The sequence below is a fragment of the Longispora urticae genome (assembly GCF_053902585.1).
In genome coordinates this window covers 227,787-251,904 of record NZ_JAQZSH010000002.1, presented here as the reverse complement: position 1 = coordinate 251,904, position 24,118 = coordinate 227,787, and the positions used below count along the sequence as shown (strand labels likewise).

The window sequence follows — 24,118 nt, the reverse complement described above, 5'->3', positions numbered from 1 at the left end:
CGATGACCACTTCCGCCCGCTCCCCGGGATCCGGCCGGTGGCGGGAAGCTCCGTGTTTGAGTGGCGAAGGTGGACTTCGATGGTCGTAGGCTGGTTTCTGCCGGGAGTCCGACGAGCGGAGGCCGCCATGGATCACACCCGCACCGTGGCCGACAACATCAAGGCTCTGCGCAAGAGTGCGGGGATGACGCAGCGCCGACTGGCCGAACGGGCGAACGTGTCCTTGAGCCTGTTGTCCAAGGTCGAGACGGATGACCGGCCGGCGAGCCACGCGTTCGTCGCGGCTGTGGCACGCGCCCTGCGGGTACCCATCGAAAGGGTCTACGGCCAGCCCTACGGCGAGTTCGACTCCGCTGCCTCGGTGGACGCGCTCCGGGTCGCCCTGCGGGGTTACGACCTGCCCTCGGAGACGGGCACGGTTCCCCGGCCGCGGGAGGAGTTGGAAGCCGATGTGCGCGAGATCAGTGAGCTTCGCCGGAACGGGCGCTACGCGAGGCTCGCGGCCAGGCTTCCCGCGATCATCGAGGAACTCACCCTCGCGGTGCACGACACCGACAGCGCCGGGCGGGTGCGCGCCTTCCAGCTCCTGGTCAGCGTCTACTACGCGTCCCACGGCCTGGCCTACCGCCTGGGCTACGCCGATCTCGCCGAGAGTATCGAGCACAAGCTGATCTGGGCGGCCGAGCAGTCCGGTGATCCGCTGGCCGCCGGGCTCGCACAGTGGACCCGGGTCACCACGTTCCAGTCGGCTGGCGACTACGGCCGGGGGCTGCGCATTCTCGACGCGGCGCGCGGCCAACTCACGGATGAGCTGTCGGGCAACGATCAGGCCGCCGTGACCGTGTACGGCAGCATGCACCTGCGCGCGGTCACCCTCGCTTCTCGGGCCGGGGACGCCACGACCACGCGGGCGCATCTCGACGCGGCCTACGAGCTGCTGCGTCGCGCACCCACGGACTCGGTGCACTACCACCTGACCTACGGGCCGGCGAATGTCCGGATTCACGATGTCGCCGCCAGTGTCGAGTTGGGCGAGCCCGAACAGGCGGTGGAACGTGGCCGGGGGTTCGAGCCGCCGCGCGGGATGCCTGCCACGCGGGCGGGTCACCACTACATCGACCTCGCCCATGCTCATGTCCTGTTGGAGGACCGGGCCGGGACCCTCGCCGCGTTGGAGTCCGCCCGGCGTCTCGCGCCCGAGCAGACGCGGTATCACCCGATGGTCCGGGAGACGACCCGGGCACTCATCGGCCTGCACCGCCGGGCGAACCCTGAGCTGATCCGGTTCACCACGTGGCTGGGGTTGGCGACCTAGAACGGCCGAGCGCCCGGCCAGGCCTAGTACCCGTCAAGGCTTTGAACTGGGGTTTTCGGGCCTCGGATAGGCTTCGGGGATGGGCAGGGTGACGGATCGGCGGCCGGTGGTCCGCTTCGATGGTGACAGGGCGAGCCGGCGACCGGACACCCTCAGCGTCGAGGAACCCCTGGAGCTGCGGGTCAACGGCGCCCCGCTGGCCGTCACGATGCGCACCCCGGGCGACGACGTGGACCTGGCGCACGGGTTCCTGCTCACCGAGGGCGTGATCACCGGGCCCGGCGACATCCTGCTGGCCAAACATTGCACGGACACGAACCTGAACGTCCTGGAGGTCACGCTCCGGCCCGACCTGCCGCCCCCGGCGACGGACCCGACCCGGCATTTCTACACGTCCAGCTCGTGTGGGACCTGCGGAAAGGCGAGTATCGACGCGGTGCGGGTGGCTTCGGCGTTCTCCGTCGAGGCTGACCCGCTGACGATCAGACCCAGTCTGTTGTACGGGTTCCCCGACGCCCTCCGCGAGCGCCAGAAGGCCTTCGCGCGCACCGGGGGGCTGCACGCGGCGGGGCTGTTCACGGCGGACGGGGAGCTGGTGTGCGTCCGGGAGGATGTGGGCCGGCACAACGCGGTCGACAAGGTGCTGGGGTGGGCGGTGCGGTCCGGGCGGGTGCCGTTGCGGGGGCACATTCTGATGGTCAGTGGGCGGGCCAGTTTCGAGTTGACGCAGAAGGCGGCGTTGGCGGGGGTGCCAATGTTGGCCGCCGTGTCCGCTCCGAGCACGCTGGCGGTGGATCTGGCCGGTGAGCTGGGGTTGACCCTGGTCGGGTTCCTGCGCGGCGAGACGATGAACGTGTATGCCGGGGCGCACCGGCTCGTGGCTGTGGACAACTAGGCGCTGGCCCGGGCCATCGGGTCGGGTTGTCCACAGGGATAAAATAGACAAACCTCTTTTTTGAGTACTGTCGCGGCATGCCGAATATCCGGGTCAGCCAACCCGCCGAGCTCCTGGCCTCCGTGCCGTACGTGCTCGGTTTCCATCCGACCGACAGCCTCGTGGTCATCGGTGTCCGGGCCAGAAAGCTGCACTTCGCGGTCCGGGTAGACCTCGACGAGTGCGCCGAGGAGCCGGACCACGCGGCCCTGCACCTCGCCGAGGTGCTGCACGACCAGCGGGCCGACGCGGCCGTGGTGATCGGTTACGGCGCGCCGGCCCAGGTCACCCCCGTGGTCGACGCGGCCCGGCGCGCGCTGGCCGGCCGGAGCATCCCGATCATCGACGCGCTCCGGGTGACCGAGAACCGCTACTTCTCGTACGTCTGCGAGAGCGGTGACTGCTGCCCACCCGGCGGCCGGGCGTACGACCCGGGCAGCACCGTGGTCGCCGCCGAGGCCACGCTCGCCGGCAAGGTCGCCCTGCCCGACCGGTCGGCCTTCGCGCAGGTCATCGCACCGGTGTCGGGAGCCGTCCGGGAGGCGATGGAGGAGGCGACGGACCGCGCGGAGTCCCGGTTCATCGCGGCGCTGGAGGGGGCGGGCGGGCAGGCGGCGTTGGCGGCCGAGGGGCCGGCGTTCGTGGAGGCGGCCCTCAACCGGCACTATGCGGGCGGCACGCTCACCGATGACGAGGCCGCGTGGCTGTGCGCGTTGCTGCTGCTCCTGCCCGTGCGGGACGCCGCCGCGCACCTGGTCGAGCACCGGCCGGACGACCCGCACCTTCCCCTGTGGACGGACCTGACCCGGCGCGCCCAGCCCGGGTTGGTCGCGCCGGTGGCCACCCTGTTGGCGTACGCGGCGTATCTGGACGGGCAGGGGGCGCTCGCCAGCCTCGCGTTGGAACGCGCCCGGGCCGATGATCCGGAGTATCCGCTGGCCGGGTTGCTGCACCAGGCCATGGTCGCGGGGATCCCGGCCCGTCGGCTGCGCGGCCGGCGTCCCGGTCCCGGTCACCGTCGCCGGTCGAAGCCCCGCCGTTCGATGCCCCGCTCCCAACCCAACTGACCAGTCCGGGGTCAGGTGGCGGTGGTCTCCAGGATCACCTTGGTCACCAGGGTCGGGTCGTCGTGCATCGGCAGGTGGCCGCAGCCGGGCAGCCGGACGTGCCGGGCGTCGGGGAGCAGCACCTCGGCGCGCTCCGCCTGACGGGGCAACAGGATCCGGTCCTTCGTCCCCCACGCGACGGTGACGGGCGCGGTCGGCTTCCCGGTGTAGCGGTACCCCCGGCTCGCCCACGCCACCGGGTTGAAGCCCCGGCCGCCGCGCAGTCCGCGCAGGTCGTCGTAGGGCACGAGGGGGTCCAGCAGCTCGGGGCGGCCGTAGAGCATCCCGCAGCTGATCCGGCGCAGCTTCGGCGTCTTCAGGAAGGGGGTGACGACCGGCCTGGGCAGGAAGCCGAGCGCCCGGTGGGTGAGCAGGACACTCAGCGCGTACCCCTTCTCGGAGGTGGTCCAGAAGCCGGCCGGGGCGAGCGCCGTGGCACTCGCGACGTGGTCGCCGGCCGCCAGCTCCAGGGCCAGCGCCCCGCCGAGGGAGTTGCCGGCGACGTGCGGCCGGGTCAGCCCCAGCCCGGCGAAGAACGTGGTCAGCGCGGAGACGATCTGCGGCATGCCGTAGACCGGCAGCCTGGGCGAACTTCCGAAGCCCGGCAGATCCACCGCGATGACGTCGTGCACCTCGGCCAACCGGTCGATCACCGGCTCCCAGGCCTGCCACCGGTGACCGATGCCATGCAGCAGAACCAACGGGCTGCCGCTCCCGCGCCGCTCATAGACAATCGTCATGTTCGCAGGGTAGACCCGTTTGTTACCGGGCGGTAGCCCCCAACCTACTGAACGGTAGCCCCCATCGAACGGACGATCTCCATCGATCTCCGGGCCGAGGCGGCGCACGCCTCGCCGGCCGATCCGGGGCAGTACTCCAGCCGGCCCGGCCCGCTGTCCAGCCGCATCCACGTCGGCAGCGCCTCGGCCTTCGACACCCGCCACACCCCGGGCGCGGACTCGGTGAACGTGAACCGGGGCATCACCCCGTCCCGGGTGACCAGCGACTGGTTCTGCCACGCGACCTGGTTGCCCATGCCGTACGCGACCCACTTGTCGCCGAGCTCCTCGAACGGCTGCACGACGTGCACGTGGGCGCCCAGGATCAGGTCCACCTCCGGGGAGGCCAGCAGGTCGCGCGCCGTGGCCTGCTGGAAGTCGTCGGCCTCGTGCTGGTACTCCGTCCCCCAGTGCACGCTCACGATCACCACCTCCGCCCCCGCCGCCCGGGCCCGGCGCGCCTCGTCCAGCACCGCCCGGACGTCGAGCGCGTTGGCGATCCACTCCTTGCCCTCCGGCCGGAGCAGGCCGTTGAAGGAGAACGTGTAGGACAGGTGCGCGATCTGGACTCCTCGCGCGTACACCAGAGTGGGAGTGTCGTGTTCGCGCTGGTCACGGTAGCTGCCGGCGTGTCGGAGTCCGGCGGCGTCCAGCACGTCCAGGGTCCGGTACACGCCCCGTTCCCCGACGTCGAGCGTGTGGTTGGACGCCGTGGAGCACGAGTCGTAACCGACGTCGGCGAGGGTCACCGCGACCTGCGGCGGCACGTTGAACAGCGGATAGCCCGAAAACGGCCCGGCCGGCTCCCCGAGCGGGGTCTCCATGTGGCAGATCGCCAGGTCCGCCGCCGACACCACCGGCTTCACGGCCGCGAACATCGGCCCGAAGTCGTACCCGGTGCCGCCGGCGTCCTGTTTGGCCGTGTTCCACAGCGACTCGTGCAGCAGCACGTCCCCCGCGCCGAGCACCGTGAACTCGCGCGGGGTCCACGTCGAGGCGGCCGAGGCGACGGCGGTCGGTCGCGGTGCGCCCCAACGGGTGCCGGCCGGCGAGGAGCACCCACCGAGGACCAGGACCACGGCCACGGCGAGTACCCCCCGCGTCGGCGACACCATCTCAGACTATTCGAGCGGCCAGGTGTGCACGGGCGCATTCGCAGCTGAGTACCGTCGATATCTGGCGAGCATCTCCCGGAGCGCCGCCGACCGGTCGAGCCCGGACTTCTCCAGCTTGTTGACCATCGCGGTCTGCCAGGTCGCCCCGGTCCGGCGCAGCGCGCACCGCCGTTCGATGATGCCGAGCAGCCGGTCCCGGACCTCCGGATCCACGCCGAACCGGTCCAGCCCCTCGTAGGCCAGCGGCAGCAGGCGCTCCAGCAGCAGGTCGGAGAACCGGCCCTCGCCCTCGCCCGGCCACTGCCCGACGCCCTCGATACCGCGCCGGGCCGCCGAGTAGAAGTTCGCCTCGGCGGCGGTGAACGGCAGCTTCGTCCACACCGGACGGTCCTCCTCGGCCAGGGTGCGGACCAGGCCGTAGTAGAGGGCGGCGTTGGCCATCATGTCGACGACCGTGGGGCCGGCCGGGAGGACCCGGTTCTCGACCCGCAGGTGCGGGCGGCCGTCCATGACGTCGTAGACCGGGCGGTTCCAGCGGTAGACGGTGCCGTTGTGCAGCCGGAGTTCGCCGAGCCGGGGGATGCCGCCGGAGCGGAGTACCTCCAGCGGGTCCTCGGCCTCCATCAGCGGGAGCAGCGGCGGGAAGTACCGGACGTTCTCCTCGAACAGGTCGAAGATCGAGGTGATCCAGCGTTCGCCGAACCAGACCCGCGGCCGGACCCCCTGCACCCGCAACTCCTCGGGGCGCACGTCGGTGGCCTGGGTGAACAGGGCGATCCGGGTCTCCGACCACAGCCGGTGCCCGAACGCGTAGGGCGAGTTGGAGCCCACCGCCAACTGGACGGCGGCGATGGCCTGGGAGGCGTTCCAGTACGCGGGGAACTGTTCGGGGGAGACCTGGAGGTGGAACTGGATGCTCGTACAGGCGGCCTCCGGGGCGATCGAGTCCATCGTGGTCGTGAACCGCTCGACCCCGCGGATGTCGATCTCCATGTTCTCGCCGCGCTCGTTCATGATCTGGCTGTTGAGCAGGCGGTAGCGCGGGTTCGCCGACAGGTTCTCCAGCACCGTGTGCTCGGGTTCCAGCGTCGGAAGGATACCGATCAGGGCCACTCCCGCGTCGGCCTTGGCGGCACGTTCCTCCAGCTGGGCGAGGGTGGCGCGCAGCCCCGCCTCGTACGCGGCGAGACCGTCCTCGGCGATCAGCCGGGGTGGGACGTTGATCTCGAGGTTGAACTGGCCCAGCTCCGTCTGGAGCATCGGGCTGGCCATGTACGTCAGGATCTCGGCGTTCTTCATCGCCGGGTTGGATTCTCCGTCCACAAGGTTGAGTTCGATCTCCAGCCCCGTCAGCGGACGGTCTGCGTCGAATCGAAGTTCGTCAAGCATGAGAGCGAACACGTCGAGGCAACGGCGGACCTTCTGTCGGTATCTCTGCCGATCGTCATGTGTGAACTCACGCTGCTGGACGTCCCTGCCCATCGATTCTCCTGGATGGTCGGTCGCGGCGGTGAGCTTCCTAGGTTAGGGGGATCGCGCACCCACGGCTAGTACCCAATCGCATAGCGTATTCACTCATGTCGCTAATCGGACAAAAAGTGGGGCACCCTCGGGTGCCCCACTTGCCTTGCTGACCTGGAGTTACGAGCGGATCGCCTCGGCCTCGATCTCGATCTTGATCTTCTTGCTGACGAGCACGCCGCCGGTCTCCAGCGTGGCGTTGAACGTCATGCCGAACTCCTCGCGGTCGATCTCGGTCGTCGCGGAGAACCCGATGACCTCCTGGCCCCACGGGCTCTTGGCGATGCCCTCGAACTCGACCGCCAGCTCGACCTGCTTGGTCACGCCGCGGATGGTGAGGTCGCCGTCCAGGACGAACTCGTTGCCGTCCACGTCCTTGACACCGGTGGAGACGAAGGTGATCGTCGGGAAGGTGTCGATCCCGAGAAACTCGTCGGTCTTGACGTGACCGTCGCGCTGCTCGTTGTTGGTGGTGAAGCTCGAGGCCTGGATGGTCACGTTGACCGAGGACTCCAGCGGGTTCTCGGCGACGGTGATCTCGCCGGCGAACTCCCCGAAGGAACCGCGGACCTTGCTCACCATCATGTGACGGGCGAGGAAGCCCACCCGGCTGTGCGCCACATCCAGGGCGAACGTGCCGGCGGTGGGGATGGTCAGGCCGTTGAGGTCGCGGGTGACGATCGCGGCGGCTTCGTTGCTCATGGATGCCCTCTTCAATGTCCGAAGTTTTCGTTGCTCAGGCAACTATACACACAGCAATCATTGACTTGTCAACTACTGATAGGCTTGGTCACATGAACGCGTACGAGGACCCCCGCATCACTGCGTTCGGCCTGCTCACTGAGGTGCATAACGGACTAATGATCCGATTGTCCCAGGACCCGGCCGGCCGTGGCCTGTCCGCCCCCGAGTTCAGCGTGTTGATCCGGCTGGCCCGCAGCCCCGGCCAGAAGCTCCGCCTCTCCGACCTGGCCACCCAGACCAGTCTGTCGACCAGCGGGGTGACCCGGCTCGTCGACCGGCTGGAGACCAGGAGCCTGATCGTGCGGGAGCCGTGCCCGACGGACCGGCGCAGCGCGTTCGCCGTGCTCACGCCGAGCGGGGTCACGCTGGTCAACGAGCTGGCCGCCGAGAACGTCAAGATCATTGACCGCTGGTTCACGGGGCTGCTCGACCCGGAACAACTGGAGACCTTCCTGGGTACGCTGCGCGTGATCCGCGACGAGGTGCACCCCGGGGCGACGGCCGGGGCCTGACCGGGTCGGCTCCCATGCCCGGTGGAGGCGCGGCACGCGACCCGCGTCAGCCCCTGCCGAGCGGCCCCGCAGCCATGGGCGGACAGCCCGCGCCCGTGCCATCGCTGCCCGCCCGGTCCCGGGTCGCCGCGCGGCCGATCAGCAGAACTCGTCCATCAGCCGGTAGAACGCGATCTTCGCCGGGTCGGGTTCGACCCCGTACCGGCTGAGGAACCGCTCCGCCGCCCACGGCCCGAACTGCGCGTTCATCTCGCTCGTCATCGACCGGGTCGCGATCGCGAGGTCCACCCACCGGTCCGCGACGCCCATCCGCCCCGCGTCGATCACACCCGTGACCCGGCAGGTGTCCGGCGCGAACAGGACATTCGGCAGGCACAGGTCGCCGTGCGTGACGACCAGGTCCTCGTCGGCCGGCTGGGTCCGGCCCAGCTCCTCGACCAGTTGGTCGCGCGTCCAGCCCGCCCGCTCCACGTCCAGGTCGTCGAGGTCGGGTTCGGCGTTGAGCGCCTCGCGCAGGGTGACGTGCAGCGACCGGTCGTACGGGCACTCCTCCACCGGCAGGGCGTGCAGCTTCAGCAGCAGGTCGGCCAGCGCGTCGATCACCCGGGGCCGCAGCTCGACGGGCCACGGGTCGGCCGCCGACCGGCCGGGCACCTCGGCCGTGATCAGGTAGCCGGGGCCGCAGTCGAGCACCTCCGCGGTCGGGATGCCGGCGTCGCGCAGCCACCGCAGCCGGGCACCCTCGGCCTCCAGGTCCAGCCGCGGATCGTCGGAGGTCTTGCGGAACATGCCCTCCCGCCACTCGACCACCGCGCCGGACTTGCCGATCTCCACCGGGTGCCAGGTCACCTGTTCCCACCTCTCGCGTTGTCGACGTTCAGATTGTCAGGTCAGGTGGGGGTCCCGCCGGACATGGCGACCGGGTTGCCCGGACCGGGAGGTCGGCCGGCGTGTCGACCCGGCCCAGGGATGCCGCCGCGCCACGCCCGCCCCAGAACGCGCCACGCCCGCCCACAGAACAGGTGCCCGACGGCCGGCCAGGGTACACCCGGACACGAAATCCGGGTGTACCCGCGAATTGTCACACCCCACCGCTACGGTCGGCCCATGCGATATGGGTTCGTGCTGCCGTACGGTGACGCCCGCCAGACCGCCGAGCTGGCCGTGATCGCCGAGGAGTCCGGCTGGGACGCGTTCTTCGTCTGGGAGCCGGTGTGGGGCATCGACGCGTGGGTCGCGCTGACCGCCGCCGCGACGCGCACCGAGCGGATCAGGCTCGGCACCATGCTCACCCCGCTGGCCCGGCGCAAGCCGTGGGACCTCGCCGGCCAGGTCGCGACGCTCGACAACCTGTCCGGCGGCCGGGTGATCCTGTCGGTGGGCATGGGCGCGCTGCACGACGGCTGGAAGGCGTTCGAGGCCGACGAGGGCCTGCGGACCCGCGCGGAGAAGCTCGACGAGGGCCTCGACATCGTCGCCGGCCTGTGGTCGGGCGACCCGTTCAGCTACGACGGCAAGCACTACCAGGTCCGGCCCACCGACTTCTACGTCCCGCCGCCGCCGGTGCAGCGTCCCCGGGTGCCGGTCTGGGTGGTCGGCGCGTGGCCCCGGCCGAAGTCGATGCGCCGGGCCGCCCGGTGGGACGGCTGGCTGCCCAACTACCTGCCGAAGGACGCCTCCGAGGGCGGGATCCCCCCGGTCGAGGAGGTGCCGAAGGCGGTCGAGTGGCTGCGGAGCGAGCGCGGTTCCCTCGACGGGTTCGAGATCGTCATGGAGGGCCACACGCCCACCGACGACCGGGCGGCGGCCGCCGAGCAGGTCCGGCAGTGGGCCGACGCGGGGGTCACGTTCTGGCTGGAGGCCAACTGGGGGCTGGAGAAGGAGCAGATCTTCGAGGCCAGCGCCGCCCGGCTCGCGGCGGGCCCGCCGTCCGGTCACGGGGTCTGATACCAAAGAGGTATGAGAGCACCTATTCCGTACGAGTTCCTGCCGGCCGTGCCGGAGTTCACCCTGAAGAGCGACGACCTGGTGCACGGCGGCCGGGTTCCCGACGCCCAGGTCTACAACCGGGGCAACGTGTCCCCCCAGCTGTCCTGGTCGGGCTTCCCCGCGGAGACGCAGGGCTTCGCGGTGACCTGCTTCGACCCGGACGCCCCGACGGGCAGCGGTTTCTGGCATTGGCTGCTGTTCGACGTGCCGGCCGACGTGACCAGTCTGGATGCGGGTGCGGCCGGGCCGCTCGGTTCGGTGACGACCCCCAACGACTACGGCCAGTCGGGCTACGGTGGCCCGTGCCCGCCGCCGGGCCCCGCCCACCGGTACGTGTTCGCGGTGCACGCGCTGGATGTGCCGACCCTGGGTCTGTCGGAGGAAGCACGGCCGCCGTCGGTGGGCTTCACGGTCACGGCGCACACGATCGGGCGCGCGATTCTGGTGGCGGAGTTCGGCTTCTAGCCAGCGGCGGCGACGGGCGGTAACGCTCCGGTTGGCCTGGAGATGCCCCCAAGACGTCTCCAGGACCAACCGGAGCTCATTCCCGAGTGGGTGTCACCCCCGTGATGCCCCCAGCAATCCACCCACTCGGCCCCATGTACGTGCCCTCGGGAAGGGACACTAGCCGGGAGAATTCCCCGCTTTGCCCGAAAAGATGGCGTCTGAAGATCAACCGGCGGAACTTCTGCCGCTAGTTCTGCCGGTCGCGAGTGCTGCGCGAATCCCCGGCGTCAGGTAAACGTCACAACAGCTGGGTAAGTGCCTTCTGTTCTCGGGGTACCAGGCTCATCGCCAACACGCTCCGTAGCCGGTCGAGCCGGGTCAGCGCGTCCGACCGTTCAGCCGGGTCCTCGGTGCTCACGGCGAGTCCGACGAGCGCCTCGAGGGCGTCGCGCGCGTCGTGCTGCTCGGTCAGCTGCTCGACGGCGGCGGCGAACCGGAGCGCGGCGAGCGGCCGTTCGCCCCGGCTCAGGGCCACGTACCCCTCGACGGAGGTGCACAGGCCCCGGACGGCCCGGTTGGTGTCGTAGCCCGGCCGGGCCCGCAGGTCGGCGAGCACGGCGACGGCGTCGGCGACCCGGCCGTCCTGGGCGTACGCGAGCGCGGCCGTGCACAGCAGGCGCAGGTGCAGCCCGGGTTCGCCGAGGTCCACGAGCAGCGGCATGGCCTGGCGCGCGATGAGGATGGCGTCGGCGTACCGCATGTCGAGGCGGGCCACCTCCGCGAGGTTGATCCGGACGATGACGATCAGCCGGGTGTCGTCGATCTGCCGGGCGAGGCGTTCGGCGGCTTCGAGCCTGGTCCGGCCGGCCGCGAGGTCCCCGGCCCGGATGTCGTGCCAGAACAGGTTGTTCTGCGCCACCACGGCGTCCCGGGGCTGGCCGGTGCGCTGGGCGACCCCGACCGCGGCGTGCGCGTGGTGGTACGCCCCGGCGTGGTCCCCGAGCGCCTGGCACACCCCGGCGGCCATGCCGTGCGCCTGGAGCTCGCCGGCCGTGTCCCCGGCCTCGACGAACACGGCGATGGCGGAGTGCAGCGCGGGTAGTCCGGCGTTGGCCCGGCCCGGTTCGTGGGCGAGCATGACGAGGCCGAGGGTGGCCCAGGCCCGGGTGAGCCGGTCGACATCGGCGACCCTGGGGTCCGCGAGCAGGCCGGCGAGGGCTTTCTCGCCCTCCTCGCTCCGGCCGCGGGCGCGCCAGTACCGGGGCAGGCGGGCGGCGATCCGCAGCGCCGCGCACGGGTCCTCCCCGGAGGCCCAGACGAGCGCGTACCGGATCTCGCTGTAGATGTCCGACAGCCGGGTGATGGCCGCCTTCTGGCCGGCACCGGTCAGCCCGGCGGACAGGGCCACGACCTGGTCGGCGATCAGCGCGGCGTGCCGGGCGCGGAGTGCGCGCAGCTCCTCGGGGGAGGTGCACTCGACGGCGTAGTCGCGGACGACGTCGAGGAGCCGGAACCGCAGGTCGGTACCCGGCAGCAGGGTGACCAGGCCCAGCGAGGCGAGCCGGTCGACGGTGGGCACGATGTCGGTCTCGGCCAGCGCCTCGGCGAGCTCCATCGACCACCGACCGGCGAACGTGGACAGCAGCCGCAGGGCGTGCCGTTCCTGCTCGTCGAGGAGCTGGTAGCTGCTGGCCACGGCCACGCGCAGGCCGGCGCCGAGGTCGAGGACCCGGCTGCCGTACCGGGCGAGGATCTCCACGACGCTGAGGACCCGGCCCCGGGCGGCGGCGAGTTCGAGCGCGTACGGCAGGCCGCCGAGGCGCTCGACCAGTTCGCCGAGCGCGTCGCGTTCGTCGTCGGACACCTCGTGCGCGCGGACCCGGCGTAATCGGTCGAGGAACAGGAGCGCGGCGGGCTGGGGTTCCAGGGGCGGGAGCGGGCGCTGGTACTCCCCCGCGAGGCCGAGCGGGTGCCGGCCGGTGGCGAGGATCCGGATGCCGGGCACGTGCCGGCGCAGTACCCGCAGTGCTTCCACCACGGCGGACGGCGAGCGTTCCACGGCGTCGAGCAGGAGCAGCGCGGGCTGGCCCTGGAGCCGTTCGGGCAGCTCCTCGATCCGGACCACCTGGTAGGCGGCGGCGATGGCGGCGAGCACGTCGGCGTCCCCGGCCGCGTCGGTGATCGGCACGCAGGCGACCCCGCCCGGGTACCGGTCGGCGACCCGGTGCGCGGCGGCCAGCGCGAGGCTGCTCTTGCCGACCCCGGCGACCCCGACGAGGGTGACCATGTCCGCGACGACGAGCAGGTCGCCGAGTTCGATGATGGCGGCGTCCCGGCCGATCAGCGGCTGCACGGGCGGCAGGCTGCGGTCGGCGCCCTGCACGACGATGGCCTGGCCCCGGGCGGCGGCGTCGAACTCGGCCCGGTCCACCCCGGTCAGGGCGAGCGCGTCGGCGAGCAGTTCGACGGTGGCGCGTTGCGGGCGGGCGACGTGGCCGCGTTCGATGTCGCGGAGGGTGCGGATGCCGACCCGGGCCCGGGTGGCGAGTTCCACCTGGGTCAGGCCGGCCGCGCGGCGCAGGATCTTGAGCCGTTCCGCGAAGGTCATGTCCTGCTCCTGGCCGGCCACCAGTTCCAGCGGTCCAGCATCGTCATCGACGCCGGCAGCAGCAGGCCGCGCACGACCGTCACGTCCAGGACGACGGCGATCAGCATGCCGACCCCGATCTCGCGCACGGCGCTGAGCTGGCCGACCGCGAAGCCGGCGAACACGAGGCAGATGCACAGCGCGGCGGCGGTGACGACGGGTCCGGTGCTGGTCACGCCCGCGAGCACGGCGCGGTCGGTGTTCGGGTCGCGCCGCCACGCCTCGGTGATCCGGGACAGCAGGAACACCTCGTAGTCGCAGGACAGCCCGAAGACGAACACGAAGAGGAGTACCGGCGTGGTCAGGTCGAGGCGGCCGAACAGGAGGCTGAGCAGCCCGAAGGTCGCGCCGACACTGAGAACGTTGAAGACCAGGGCCTTGACGGGTACGACGAGCGAGCCGGTCAACCAGAACAGCAGCCCGAACGTGGCCACGAACACGATCAGCACCGCCCAGGGCAGCCGCTGCGCGACCGAGGACTTGTAGTCGACGATCTCGGCGGCCTCTCCGCCGACCAGTACCCGGAAAGGGGTCGGAACGGCGCGCACGGCCTCGACGAGATTGCGGGCCTGGGCCCCGGCGGTGTCGCCCTTCGGGGTGAGCTGGATGACCGTGGCGCCGTCGGGCGCGTCGGAGTCGAGAGCGAGCCGGTGCAGGCCGGGCAGGCGCTGGAGCTGGTTGAGGTAGGCGCGCAGCTCGGGTTTCGCGTCGTCCACCTCGGCGACGATCTCCACCGGCCGGGCGAGCCCCCCGGTGAGCTTCTGGTACGCGTCGTGGGCCCGGCGCGCCTCCTGGCTCTGGGGCAGCGCCCGCGCGTCGGAGTTCTCCAGGTTCACGCTGGCGAACGGCACGGCGAGCAGGATGAGCACCAGGACGGTCCACAGCGCGACGGGCCCGGGGCGCTTCTGGGCGAACGCGGCGAGCCGGGGCAGCACGGAGTCGGTCACCTTCGCCGGCTTGATCCGGTGCCCCCACACGCCGAGCAGCACGGGTACCAGGGTCACGGCGGTGGCCGCGGCGATCAGGACGACCACGCAGCCGCCGAGTGCCATGGACACCAGCAGCGGCTCGGCGAACACGAGCAGGCCGAGCAGCGCGGCGGCGATGGTGAGCGCGGAGACGACGATGGTGCGGCCCGCGCGGCTGCCGGCCTCGGCGACCGCGTCGGGGACGTCGGCCCCGGCGGCGCGGGCCTCCCGGAACCGGGCGACGATCAGCAGCGAGTAGTCCACGGCGAGGCCGAGCCCCAGCAGCGTGACGATGTTGACGGTGTACTCGCTGACCGGCGCGACCCGGGCCAGCCCGACCAGGGCCAGGAACGTGGCGCTGATCGACGCGAGCGCGACGAGCAGCGGGGTGGCCGCCCCCAGGAACCCGCCGAAGATCAGGAACAGCGCGACGACCAGCAGCGCGAACGCGACGCCCTCCCCGACCGCCAGGTCCTTGACCGACTGTTCCTCGAACGCGCGCTCGGCCAGTTCCTTGCCGCCGACGAGCACGCTCGGTGCCGGAATGGTGTGCAGAAGCGCGGTCACCTCGTCCTCGACGCCGTGCCGTTCGTCCTCGGTGAGGTTCTGGCGCAGGGTCACCCGGACCGTCGTTGTCCGGTTGTCGCCACTGACCTGACCGCCGGGCGAGGAGTACAGGTCGTCCACGTCCACCACGAGGTCGAGCTTCTTGATCTTGGTGACGATGTCCTGCACGGCCCGGCCGAACGGCTCCTCGTACACGTCCAGCCCGCCGACCACCGCGATGATCACCGGACCCTCGGGGATGAGCCGTTCGAGCCGGTCAGCGGCCTTTTTCGACTCCGCGTGCGGACTGAGGGTCGGGGTCTCGCCCAGGTGGTCGAAAACGCCCCCGCCGAGGGTGCCACCGAGCACGGCGACCACCAGCCAGAAGGCGATGACACCGTGGCGGAACTTGTACCCAACTCGACCCAGCACCCCGGCACTAAAACACACCGGGGCGGGGGGTGGAAGCGCCGGTCGGGTATGCGACGGAGCGTGACGCCAGGAAAGGGACGCTGGTCCAGCAAACGGCGCGCAGGCGGGAGGACCAGCACCGGACCGGGGAGATCGACACCAGTCGGTTACGGAGAGTGCCGGCGGCTCCGGGTACGGTCCGAAGTCGGGCGACCGGCACCCCGGGCCGGGTCCGGCCGAGCCCGGGTCGGGTCCGGCCGAGCCCGGGTCGGGTCCGGCCGAGCCCGGGTCGGGTCCGGCCGAGCCCGGGTCGGGTCCGGCCGAGCCCGGGTCGGGCTCACGGCGATGCCACGGTCGTCAGCTCGGCGGACCGGAGCTGCGCGATCCGGTGCTCCCGGAGCCGCGCGGTGACCAGGTAGGCCACGGCGGCCGAGACGCCCAGGACGAGGCACAGGATCCACAGCGCCTCGCCGTGGCTGTGCAGCAGGTACCCGGCCAGCAGCGGCGCGGCGAACCTCGACAGTTGGCTCGCCGACGAGAAGATCCCGAAGTACCGGCCGCGCAGGTGACCCGGGGCCAGGCCGGCGACGCTGGCGTCGAGCACGGAGAAGTAGGCCATCTCGCCGAGCGTCCAGACGGCGACGGTCACGGCGTAGAACCAGGCCACGTCGGCCAGCGCGGTCAGCCCGAACCCGGCCCCGACGAGGAACACCCCGAGCGCGAGGACCTTCGAATGGGCCCGGTCGCGGATCAGGCGGGGCAGGAAGAGCTGCCCGACCACGATCAGCAGGGTGTTGACGACGTAGATCCAGCCGTAGGCGGTCGCGTCCAGCCCGTCGCCCTGCACGGCCAGCGGCAGCCCGGCGTTGCTCTGTTTGAAGATCAGCTGGAAGACGAAGAAGAGGACGACGAAGGTCAGGAAGACCCGGTCGGTGAGGACGTCGCGCAGCGAACCCGGGGCGGTCGGCCCGGACCCGGCGGCGACCGGTCGGGTCTCCGGCACCAGGGCGAACATGATCGTGGCGAGTACCGCGACCCCCGCCGCGTCGACCGCGAAGAGCAGGAAGAAATCCGCCCGCATCGCGAGCGGGGCGAGCAGGGCCGCGACGGAGGTGCCGATGTTGATCGACCAGTAGTTGATGCTGAACGCCCTGGTCCGGTCGGCCTCGGCGACCACGTCGGTGACGAGCGCGCTGCTCGCCGTGCCCGCGACCGACATTCCCAGCCCGTTGAGCAGCATCATCGCGAGGACGACGGGGAGGTCGGGGCTCAGTCCGGTGCCGATCAGGGACACCATGCAGATCAGGTAGCCCGTGATCGCGGTGCGGCGCCGGCTCCACCGGTCGGCGAGCACGCCGCCCAGGGTGCTGCCGATGACGCTGCCGACCCCGGCCACCGCGAGCACGACGCCGACCTCGGTGGCCGTGAAGCCCCGCGCGCTCCGCAGGTAGAAGGTGAGGAAGATCAGCACGAACGAGGCGATGTTGCCGATCAGCGTGATGCTCCACAGGTACCAGAAGGTCCTGGGTAGTCCGCCGGTGGTTTCCCGCAGCCAGCGGGTCAAGGATTCCATGGCTGTGATCTTGTTTTCCGGTGGACCGAAAGTAAACTCCACTTCAATGAAGGAAAACTGGTCCACTTTCCGGGAACTGCTGCTGCCCACCGCTGGCCCCCGCGGCCTGGAGCGCGCCCTGCGGGAGGCGATCCGCGCCGGGCACCTGCCCGCGGGCATGCGGCTGCCCTCCACCCGGGACCTCGCCGGGCAGCTCGGGATCGCCCGGGGCACCGTCACCGCCGCCTACGACCAGCTCGCCGCCGAGGGGTACCTGGAGGCCCGGCGCGGCTCGGGCACCCGGATCGCCCTCGCCGCCGCCGTCACCTCCGCCGCCGAGACGCCTGCCGCGCGACCGGTGCGCTGGGAGCACGAGCTGCGGACCGGGATGCCGGCGCTCGGCGCGTTCCCCAGGACCGCGTGGAGCTCCGCCTGTCGGGCCGCCCTGAACGGCCTGTCCGATCACGACCTGGGCTACCCGGAGGCCGCCGGCCTGCCCGCGCTGCGCCGGGAACTCGCCGGCTACCTGGCCCGGGTCCGTGCGATGGCCGTCCGGCCCGAGGACGTGGTGGTCACGCACGGCTCGGCGGAGGGACTGGCGCTCCTGGTCCGCTCGCTGCGGGAGGCCGGCCACACCGAGCTCGCCGTCGAGGATCCGAGCTACCCCGGCCAGCTCGAACTGATCATCGAGCACGGGCTGCGTCCGGTGCCGGTCCGGGTCGACGACGAGGGACTGAACGTCGCCGAGCTGCTGCGCACGGGGTGTCGGGCCGTGGTGGTCACGTCCGCGCACCAGTACCCGCTGGGCGTGGCGCTCAGTCCCCGGCGTCGGCGGGCGCTGGTCCGGTGGGCCGGCACCGTGGACGGGACGATCATCGAGGACGACTACGACGCGGAGCACCGCTACGACCGTCCGGCGCACGCGGCCCTCCAGGCGCTCGCCCCCGACCGGGTCGCGTACCTCGGCACGACGAGCAAGACGCTCGCACCGGGTCTCCGGCTCGGCTGGCTCGTCCTGGCGGGGCCGCACCGGGCGCCGATCGTGGAGAGCAAACGGCTGCACGAAGGGGGCAACGGGGTACTCGAACAGGCGGGCTTCGCCGAGCTGCTCCGATCGGGCGGCTACGACCGGCACCTGCGCAGCACCCGGCGCCTCTACCGGCAACGCCGCGACGCCCTGCTCTCCGAACTGGCGGCCCGCGTCCCGGACTGGCAGCCGATCGGCATCGCGGCCGGCCTGCACGTCGTGCTGCGCCTGCCGCCCGGTACGAACGACCGCGAGCTGGCCGACCGGTTGGCCGAAGACGGGATCCTGCTGGCGCCGCTGTCGGCGTACGCGATGACGACCGCGCCCTTTCCGGGCCTGGTCATCGGCTACGGGAATGTCAGTGCCGGCAGGCTACGGGCCGCCGCGGCAGCCATCGCGGAGTCGGTCGGCCGGCGCTGAGACTCCGCCCAGCCGGTCATCGGACGGGCGCTCCGTGGCGGGATCACCGAACGTTTCGGGCCGCCGGAGACGTGTCACGGCGTCTCCGCGCTGCCGGCGAACATCCGACGGCTGGGGCCGCACGTGTCGGGGTCACGGGTACCTGCGTCGTCGCGCCACCATGACCGGCCGCGCGCGGCCCAGTACCCGTCAAGAGGTTTGCGGCGGCCCCCACGGTCGGGGGCCGCCGCGTCGATCGTCAGGCCAGCAGGTCCCGCGCGATCAGCATCCGCTGCACCTCGCTGGTGCCCTCGCCGATCTCCAGGATCTTCGAGTCCCGCCAGAACCGGGCGACCGGGAACTCGTTCATGAAGCCGTAGCCGCCGTGGATCTGGGTCGCCTCGCGGGCGCTGGTCACCGCGGCCTCGGACGAGTAGAGCTTCGCGATCGCGGCCTGGCGCTTGAACGGCTCGCCGGCGAGCATCCGGGCGGCCGCGTCGTAGTAGGCCAGCCGGCCGGTGTGCGCGCGCAGCTCCATGTCCGCGATCTTGAACTGGATCGCCTGGAAGTTCGCGATCGGCTGCCCGAACGCGTGCCGCTGCTTCGCGTACTTGACCGACTCGTCCACGCAGCCCTGCGCCAGCCCGACGGCCAGCGCCGAGATCGCGATCCGGCCCTCGTCGAGGATCCGGAGGAACTGCGCGTAGCCCCGGCCCCGCTCGCCGACCAGGTTCGACGCCGGCACCCGCACGTTGTCGAACGTCAGCTCGTGGGTGTCGGAGGCGTTCCAACCCACCTTCGAGTACCCGGGGGCCACGGTGAACCCGGGCGTCCCCGACGGCACGATGATGGAGGAGATCTCCTTCTTGCCGTTCGCGTCGATCCCGGTGACGGCCGTGACGGTGACCAGGCACGTGATGTCCGTACCCGAGTTGGTGATGAACGCCTTCGAGCCGTTGATCACCCACTCGTCGCCGTCGAGCTCCGCCCGGGTGGCCGTGCCGCCCGCGTCGGAACCGAAGCCGGGCTCGGTCAGCCCGAAGCCGGCGAGCTTGCGGCCCGCGAGCAGGTCGGGCAGCCACTGCGCCTTCTGCTCGGCGGTGCCGAACCGGTAGATCGGCATCGCGCCCAGGCCGATCGCGGCCTCCAGGGTGATCGCGACGCTGGAGTCGACCCGGGCCAGCTCCTCCAGGGCGAGGCAGAGGGCGAGGTAGTCGCCGCCCATGCCGCCGACCTCTTCGGGGAACGGCAGGCCGAACAGGCCCATCTCGCCCATCTTGGCGATGATCTCGTACGGGAACGCGTGCCGCTCGTAGTAGTCCCCGATGACCGGGGCGATCTCCTTCTCGGCGAACTCGCGGACACTCTGGCGGAGGGCCTCGTGCTCGTCACTGAGCTTGAAGTCCATTGTGTACTCCTCATGGCGTGGCCGCGACCGGGGTCCGCCGGGCGGCTGGGCTGGTGGGAGGGCGGGTCGCGCCCTAGACCGGGGTGACGCCGTGTCGGCGACGGGAGAAGGAGCGGTCCTTGGTGCGGGCCGCCGCGTACCGGCGGATCAGCTCGCCCCGCAGGTCGGCCGGTTCCACGATCGTGTCGATGACCAGCTCGCTGGCGAGGCGCACCACGTCGATGTCCTCGTCGTACTCCCGGCGGCGGTCCGCCACGAACTGGTCGCGCTCCTCCTCGGGAAGGGCTGCGATCTTGTTCGCGTACACCGCGTTCACGGCGGCCTCCGCGCCCATCACCGCGATCTTGGCGGTGGGCAGCGCGATGGTCGCCTCGGGCTCGAAGCCGGGGCCGGCCATGGCGTACAGCCCCGCCCCGTACGCCTTGCGGACGACGACGCAGATCTTCGGGACCGTGGCCTCGCTGATCGCGGTGATCATCTTCGCGCCGTGCCGGATGATGCCCTGCCGCTCGACCACGGAGCCGACCATGAAGCCGGGCACGTCGGACAGGAACAGCAGCGGCACGTTGAACGCGTCGCAGAGCTGCACGAACCGGCTGGCCTTGTCGGCCGAGTCGATGAACAGCACGCCGCCCTTGAACATCGAGTTGTTCGCGACGACGCCGATCACCTCGCCGTCGAGCCGGGCGAAGCCGATGGTCAGCTCCTTGGCCCACAGCGCGTGGATCTCGAAGAACGTGCCCTCGTCGACGATGCCCTTCACGTACCGCCGCATGTCGAACGCCTGGCGCTCGCTCGGCGGCACCATCGCGGCCAGGTCGACGCCGTTGGCCGCGACCGGCTCGGCGACCGGCGGGGCCTGCTCCCAGTTCGACGGGAGGTAGGACAGGTAGGCGCGAATCGTCTCGATCGCGTCGGCCTCGGTCTTGCACAGGAAGTGCCCGACGCCGGACTCCTTGCAGTGCACCGACGCGCCGCCCATGGCCTCCAGGGTGGTCTTCTCGCCGGTGACCATCTCGACCATGCGGTCCGAGCCCAGGTACATCGAGGCGTTGCCGTCGACCATCGCCACCACGTCGCAGAACGCGGGGATGTAGGCACCACCGGCCGCGCTCGGCCCGAACAGGGCGCACGCCTGCGGGATCGAACCCGACGCCTTGACCTGGTTGTAGAAGATCTTCCCCGCGCCGCGCCGGCCCGGGAACAGGTCGACCTGGTCGGTGATCCGCGCGCCCGCCGAGTCGACGAGGTAGACCATCGGGACACCGGTCTGGTACGCCCGCTCGATGATCCGGATGATCTTCTCCACGGTCCGCGCGCCCCAGGAGCCCGCCTTGACCGTCGAGTCGTTCGCCATCAGACACACCGGCCGGCCGTCCACCGTCGCCGAGCCGGTGATGACACCGTCGGCGGGCAGGCCCTCGGCCAGCGCGTTCGCGTACATCCCGTCCTCGACGAAGCTGCCCTCGTCCACCAGCAGGGCGACCCGCTCCCGTGCGAAGAGCTTGCCCTTCGCCGCGTTCGCCGCGTGGTACTTCTCCGCGCCGCCCGCCTGGATCCGCTTCCGCAGATGCTCCAGACCTTCCACCGCTGCCGCCCTCCTAAACGATCGTTAGGTCAGCGTACAGCCAAACGCAAGAAGGCGCGCCCACGCAAGAAGGCGGGCCTCCGAGGAGACCCGCCTTCGACGTGCGACCGGGGCTGGTTACCCGGCAGTGAGGGACAAATTAGCTGGCGAAGAGGGCCAGACTAGCCGGCGTCGACGTTGTTCCACGCGCCGTTGTTGCAGGAGGCGGCGCCGACACCGAGGCCGATGACCGCGCCAACGCCGATGCCACAGACGTTGATCGGGACCTGAACCACGGCGTAGATCTGGTTGCCGTTCAGGACGCCGTCGTTGTCGATCGAGACCTGGTGGACGCCAGCGCCCTCGGTCACGACGGCAGCGGAGGCCTGCGTCGCGCCGCCGGCCACGATGGCGGCGGCCAGCATGCCCACGCTGATGCTCTTGGTGATCCACGGCTTCATGAGAGAGATGCCTTTCTCGGAGGACAGAACTACTGAGGGACCTCGCTTACCAGGGGAACTTTACACATACATGACCTGAAAGTCTGTGATATCCGTAAAAAGTTAAAAAAGGTGCAAGGCCCCAACTTGGGGCCTTGCACCCGAATTTATCGATACACGTCTACCGTGCTGGCGGCGCGGCTTCGCGAGTCTGCTGAGGGTCGTACTCAAGGGCCGTACTCGAGCGAAGAAGTTTCTGGTTCCCGGCGGGCCAGCGCGGACCGGCCCGCCGGGAACTACATGCTCAGTGCTACGTGCTCAGTGCGTCGTGCTCAGTGCGTCGTGCTCAGAAGGAACTCAGTGGTGCTTAGAACAGCTCGCGCGTGGCGGTGACCGTCTCGGCGAGGAAGTTGCCCTCGGTCAGGCCAGCCGACTCCTGCGCGTTGTCGACCGCGCCGTTGGAGCAGCCCGCGATGCCGAGGCCGACGCCGACGACGCCCACGCCGTTGCCACACACGTTGACCGGGATCTGGACCGGCACGTAGACCTGGTTGCCGTTCGCGACACCGTCGTTGTCGTCCGAGAGCTGCAGGACGCCGGCGCCACCGTGGTCGCCACCGTCGTAGCGGGGCGCGGGGGCGACCTGCGGGGCAGCGGCCTTCGGCGCGGCCGGAGCCGGCTGCAGGATGCTGGCCATCTGCGAGACCTGCGGGTTCATCTTCGGGGCGGCCGGGGCCTTGGTGGCCTTCTTGGCCTTCTTGTCCTTGGCAGCCTCGGTCGGCGCAACACTGCCGCCCGCGTTGCTCAGCAGGTTGCCCGCGTCCAGGCCGCCCACGTTCACAGCGTTGCTGCCCGGGGTCAGGTTGCCCAGGGCACCCGCCAGCGGGAGCTTGCCGAGCATGTTGCCGTCGCCGCCCGGCATCGCGAAGGGCAGAGCGTCGGTCGCGCCGGCCTCCTTGTTGTGCCGGTAGTCCGGGCCGCCGTTGTGGTCGCCGCTGTCGACGTTGTCGACCGCGCCGTTGGAGCAGGAGCCGATGCCGATGCCGGCCACCAGCAGGACGCTCACGCCGTTGCCGCAGACGTTGACCGGGACCTGCACGGGCACGTACACCTGGTTGCCGTTGAGGACACCGTCGTTGTCGTGCGAGACCTGCGCGACGCCAGCACCCTCGGTGCGGGCCGACTCGGTGTCGACGTTGTTCTGCGCGCCGTTGGAGCAGCCCGCGAGGCCGACGCCCACGCCGACGACGCCCACGCCGTTGCCACAGACGTTGACCGGCACCTGCACCGGGATGTAAACCTGGTTGCCGTTCAGGACACCGTCGTTGTCCGAGGAGATCTGCGCGACACCGCCGCCACCGTGTCCGCCGCCGTGCCGGGCGGGCTGGGCGATCTGGGTGGGCTTGCCAGCCGCGGAGTGGCCGCCGCCGACGGGGGCCGCCGACGCCGCACCGGCGGTCAGCAGGATGGCGCCAGCAGCGAGAACACCGACGTTGATGGTCTTGCGGATCCAAGTCTTCATGACTGAAGTAGAACCTTTCAATAAAGGTACTGAGAAATTGGTTTGCTTTTTATTGGTGCGCAATTCATCCGGCCGCGAATAGTCGCGAACAGATTTTCTATTTCTTGAAAAGAAGTCTCGCCCCAGCGCGCACGGTCTCCTACCGCGGAATGAAGAACCGCGCGAGCAGAGTGCTAGTCAACTAGTCAGGCGAGACCATCGGGTCCGCGGCAGAGTCCCGCGAGATCCCGATGAAGGACGTCACAGGCAGCACTCCGGAAACCGGGGCACCGTGTGTGACGGAGGCAGGAGACGAGGCGAAAGAGCCACCGTCCTGCTGGGAACCGGGCAGGCTGCCCGTGCTTCCCGTCGAGCCCATGCCGTGGCCGAATGGCGTCGGTGCGGGCAGGGGGCGCGGCGCCACCGGTGAGGTGGCGTCGCCGACAGCTGCGACCAGGTCGCGAGCCGCACTGTCGTACTCGGGGAGCGTCCGCTCCCACGGGGCGGCCGGGGGGCCGCCACGGACGGCACGAGCACTCGCCTCGAGAGGCGAGGGTGCCTGACCGTTGTTCGCCGGGATGACCAACCGCGGCGTGTCGTCGGTGCCCCTGTCCAGTCCCAGCCCCAGCGTCCGCGACACCGGCTGCGTGAGCGGACGAACCATGTCCGTCACAGGCGCGGTGAGCGTGGAAAGTGGTGCCAGGAGAGAGGAGTCACCCGTCTCGGCGGGGGTCTCGGTGACGACCGAGACCACAGCCCGCGTGGTCTGCGCGAGAACCGTCACCACCTGGTTGGTGGTGCCGGGGGAAGATGCCCGGTCCGCCTCGGATCCCGTGCTCAGAATGCTGGGCACGATACCCAGGATCGGCTCAACTGCGGCCTTGACCTGGGAGTTCGCCGGTGCCAGTCCGGCGTCCTTGGCGGTGTCGGGTGCGCCGAGCGGCGCCGTGACGGTCTCCGTCATCGGCGCGACGTTCAGTGCGTCGGCCTGGACACCGGGGTCCGCCTGGGCGGCGGAACCGGAGAGCAGCCAGGCGGTTGCGGCGAAACCCGCGATGGTGAGCGCCTTCAGAGCGTGCGCACGCCAGGACCGCGCTACGCGCTCGGTCTTCGGCGTGGTCATCGCTGAATCGTCCCCTTCGTTGGTCTTTCGCAACTACTGACTCAACGAAGGGGCCAACTCGGGCGTC

The 24,118-nt window shown here is 70.7% G+C and carries 19 protein-coding genes and 1 pseudogene; 7 read left to right on the top strand and 13 right to left on the bottom strand.

The features are described 5' to 3' along the window. Positions 1–127: 127 nt before the first annotated feature. The 3 genes from PT931_RS01290 to PT931_RS01280 all read left to right on the top strand — a co-directional run bounded on the left by PT931_RS01290 (position 128) and on the right by PT931_RS01280 (position 3,316). Positions 128–1,315 carry a helix-turn-helix domain-containing protein gene (locus tag PT931_RS01290; protein ID WP_456243858.1) on the top strand — a complete coding sequence of 396 codons (1,188 nt, stop codon included), beginning with the start codon at positions 128–130 and terminating at the stop codon, positions 1,313–1,315. Positions 1,316–1,394: 79 nt separating this feature from the next. After that, positions 1,395–2,210 (top strand): formate dehydrogenase accessory sulfurtransferase FdhD, encoded by an 816-nt coding sequence (fdhD, locus tag PT931_RS01285; RefSeq protein WP_456243857.1) that lies wholly within the window; start codon positions 1,395–1,397, stop codon positions 2,208–2,210. 77 nt (positions 2,211–2,287) lie between these two features. Continuing rightward, positions 2,288–3,316, top strand: a complete 1,029-nt coding sequence (locus PT931_RS01280) for a DUF4192 domain-containing protein (protein WP_456243856.1) — start codon at positions 2,288–2,290, stop codon at positions 3,314–3,316. Between the two features lie 11 nt (positions 3,317–3,327). Here PT931_RS01280 and PT931_RS01275 read toward each other — a convergent pair whose 3' ends face one another. The 4 genes from PT931_RS01275 to PT931_RS01260 all read right to left on the bottom strand — a co-directional run bounded on the left by PT931_RS01275 (position 3,328) and on the right by PT931_RS01260 (position 7,472). Further along, a complete protein-coding gene (locus tag PT931_RS01275) occupies positions 3,328–4,095 on the bottom strand; it encodes an alpha/beta fold hydrolase (protein WP_456243855.1) in 768 nt (255 codons plus the stop codon). Between the two features lie 44 nt (positions 4,096–4,139). Next, positions 4,140–5,246 carry a CapA family protein gene (locus PT931_RS01270; protein ID WP_456243854.1) on the bottom strand — a complete coding sequence of 369 codons (1,107 nt, stop codon included), beginning with the start codon at positions 5,244–5,246 and terminating at the stop codon, positions 4,140–4,142. Between the two features lie 9 nt (positions 5,247–5,255). Next, complete coding sequence (locus tag PT931_RS01265) at positions 5,256–6,731, bottom strand: glutamate--cysteine ligase (RefSeq protein ID WP_456243853.1); 1,476 nt, start codon at positions 6,729–6,731, stop codon at positions 5,256–5,258. A 159-nt stretch (positions 6,732–6,890) separates the two neighbouring features. Then, positions 6,891–7,472 carry a YceI family protein gene (locus PT931_RS01260; RefSeq protein ID WP_456243852.1) on the bottom strand — a complete coding sequence of 194 codons (582 nt, stop codon included), beginning with the start codon at positions 7,470–7,472 and terminating at the stop codon, positions 6,891–6,893. A gap of 92 nt (positions 7,473–7,564) precedes the next feature. Here PT931_RS01260 and PT931_RS01255 point away from each other — a divergent pair, with 92 nt between their 5' ends. Continuing rightward, positions 7,565–8,026, top strand: coding sequence for a MarR family winged helix-turn-helix transcriptional regulator (locus PT931_RS01255; RefSeq protein WP_456243851.1), 462 nt, complete (start codon positions 7,565–7,567; stop codon positions 8,024–8,026). A 138-nt stretch (positions 8,027–8,164) separates the two neighbouring features. Here the strand turns inward: PT931_RS01255 and PT931_RS01250 are convergent. Next, a pseudogene (locus PT931_RS01250) lies at positions 8,165–8,881 on the bottom strand (APH(3') family aminoglycoside O-phosphotransferase); the annotation flags it as partial. Between the two features lie 252 nt (positions 8,882–9,133). Between PT931_RS01250 and PT931_RS01245 the strand changes: the two are divergent. Further along, positions 9,134–9,973 carry an LLM class flavin-dependent oxidoreductase gene (locus PT931_RS01245; RefSeq protein WP_456243850.1) on the top strand — a complete coding sequence of 280 codons (840 nt, stop codon included), beginning with the start codon at positions 9,134–9,136 and terminating at the stop codon, positions 9,971–9,973. A gap of 12 nt (positions 9,974–9,985) precedes the next feature. Continuing rightward, a complete protein-coding gene (locus PT931_RS01240; protein ID WP_456243849.1) occupies positions 9,986–10,480 on the top strand; it encodes a YbhB/YbcL family Raf kinase inhibitor-like protein in 495 nt (164 codons plus the stop codon). Positions 10,481–10,760: 280 nt separating this feature from the next. On the opposite strand, the gene PT931_RS01235 is transcribed toward PT931_RS01240, so the two are convergent. From PT931_RS01235 to PT931_RS01225, 3 genes are all read right to left on the bottom strand, one after another. Beyond that, a complete protein-coding gene (locus PT931_RS01235; RefSeq protein WP_456243848.1) occupies positions 10,761–13,070 on the bottom strand; it encodes an ATP-binding protein in 2,310 nt (769 codons plus the stop codon). Beyond that, positions 13,067–15,055: an MMPL family transporter gene (locus PT931_RS01230; RefSeq protein ID WP_456243847.1), complete on the bottom strand. Its 1,989-nt coding sequence runs from the start codon at positions 15,053–15,055 to the stop codon at positions 13,067–13,069. Before PT931_RS01230 ends, PT931_RS01235 begins: the two co-directional genes overlap by 4 nt. A 316-nt stretch (positions 15,056–15,371) precedes the next feature. Further along, on the bottom strand, positions 15,372–16,607 hold the full coding sequence (locus PT931_RS01225; RefSeq protein ID WP_456243846.1) for an MFS transporter: 1,236 nt from the start codon (positions 16,605–16,607) through the stop codon (positions 15,372–15,374). A 46-nt stretch (positions 16,608–16,653) separates the two neighbouring features. Between PT931_RS01225 and pdxR the strand changes: the two genes are divergently transcribed. Next, on the top strand, positions 16,654–18,033 hold the full coding sequence (pdxR, locus tag PT931_RS01220; protein ID WP_456243845.1) for a MocR-like pyridoxine biosynthesis transcription factor PdxR: 1,380 nt from the start codon (positions 16,654–16,656) through the stop codon (positions 18,031–18,033). A 238-nt stretch (positions 18,034–18,271) separates the two neighbouring features. Here pdxR and PT931_RS01215 read toward each other — a convergent pair whose 3' ends face one another. From PT931_RS01215 to PT931_RS01195, 5 genes are all read right to left on the bottom strand, one after another. Further along, a complete protein-coding gene (locus tag PT931_RS01215; protein ID WP_456243844.1) occupies positions 18,272–19,420 on the bottom strand; it encodes an acyl-CoA dehydrogenase family protein in 1,149 nt (382 codons plus the stop codon). A 73-nt stretch (positions 19,421–19,493) separates the two neighbouring features. Further along, complete coding sequence (locus PT931_RS01210) at positions 19,494–21,008, bottom strand: acyl-CoA carboxylase subunit beta (protein WP_456243843.1); 1,515 nt, start codon at positions 21,006–21,008, stop codon at positions 19,494–19,496. A gap of 161 nt (positions 21,009–21,169) precedes the next feature. Continuing rightward, positions 21,170–21,448, bottom strand: coding sequence for a chaplin family protein (locus PT931_RS01205; protein WP_456243842.1), 279 nt, complete (start codon positions 21,446–21,448; stop codon positions 21,170–21,172). A gap of 346 nt (positions 21,449–21,794) precedes the next feature. Beyond that, positions 21,795–22,949 carry a chaplin family protein gene (locus PT931_RS01200; protein WP_456243841.1) on the bottom strand — a complete coding sequence of 385 codons (1,155 nt, stop codon included), beginning with the start codon at positions 22,947–22,949 and terminating at the stop codon, positions 21,795–21,797. A gap of 181 nt (positions 22,950–23,130) precedes the next feature. Next, positions 23,131–24,051: a hypothetical protein gene (locus tag PT931_RS01195; protein ID WP_456243840.1), complete on the bottom strand. Its 921-nt coding sequence runs from the start codon at positions 24,049–24,051 to the stop codon at positions 23,131–23,133. Positions 24,052–24,118 lie beyond the last annotated feature (67 nt).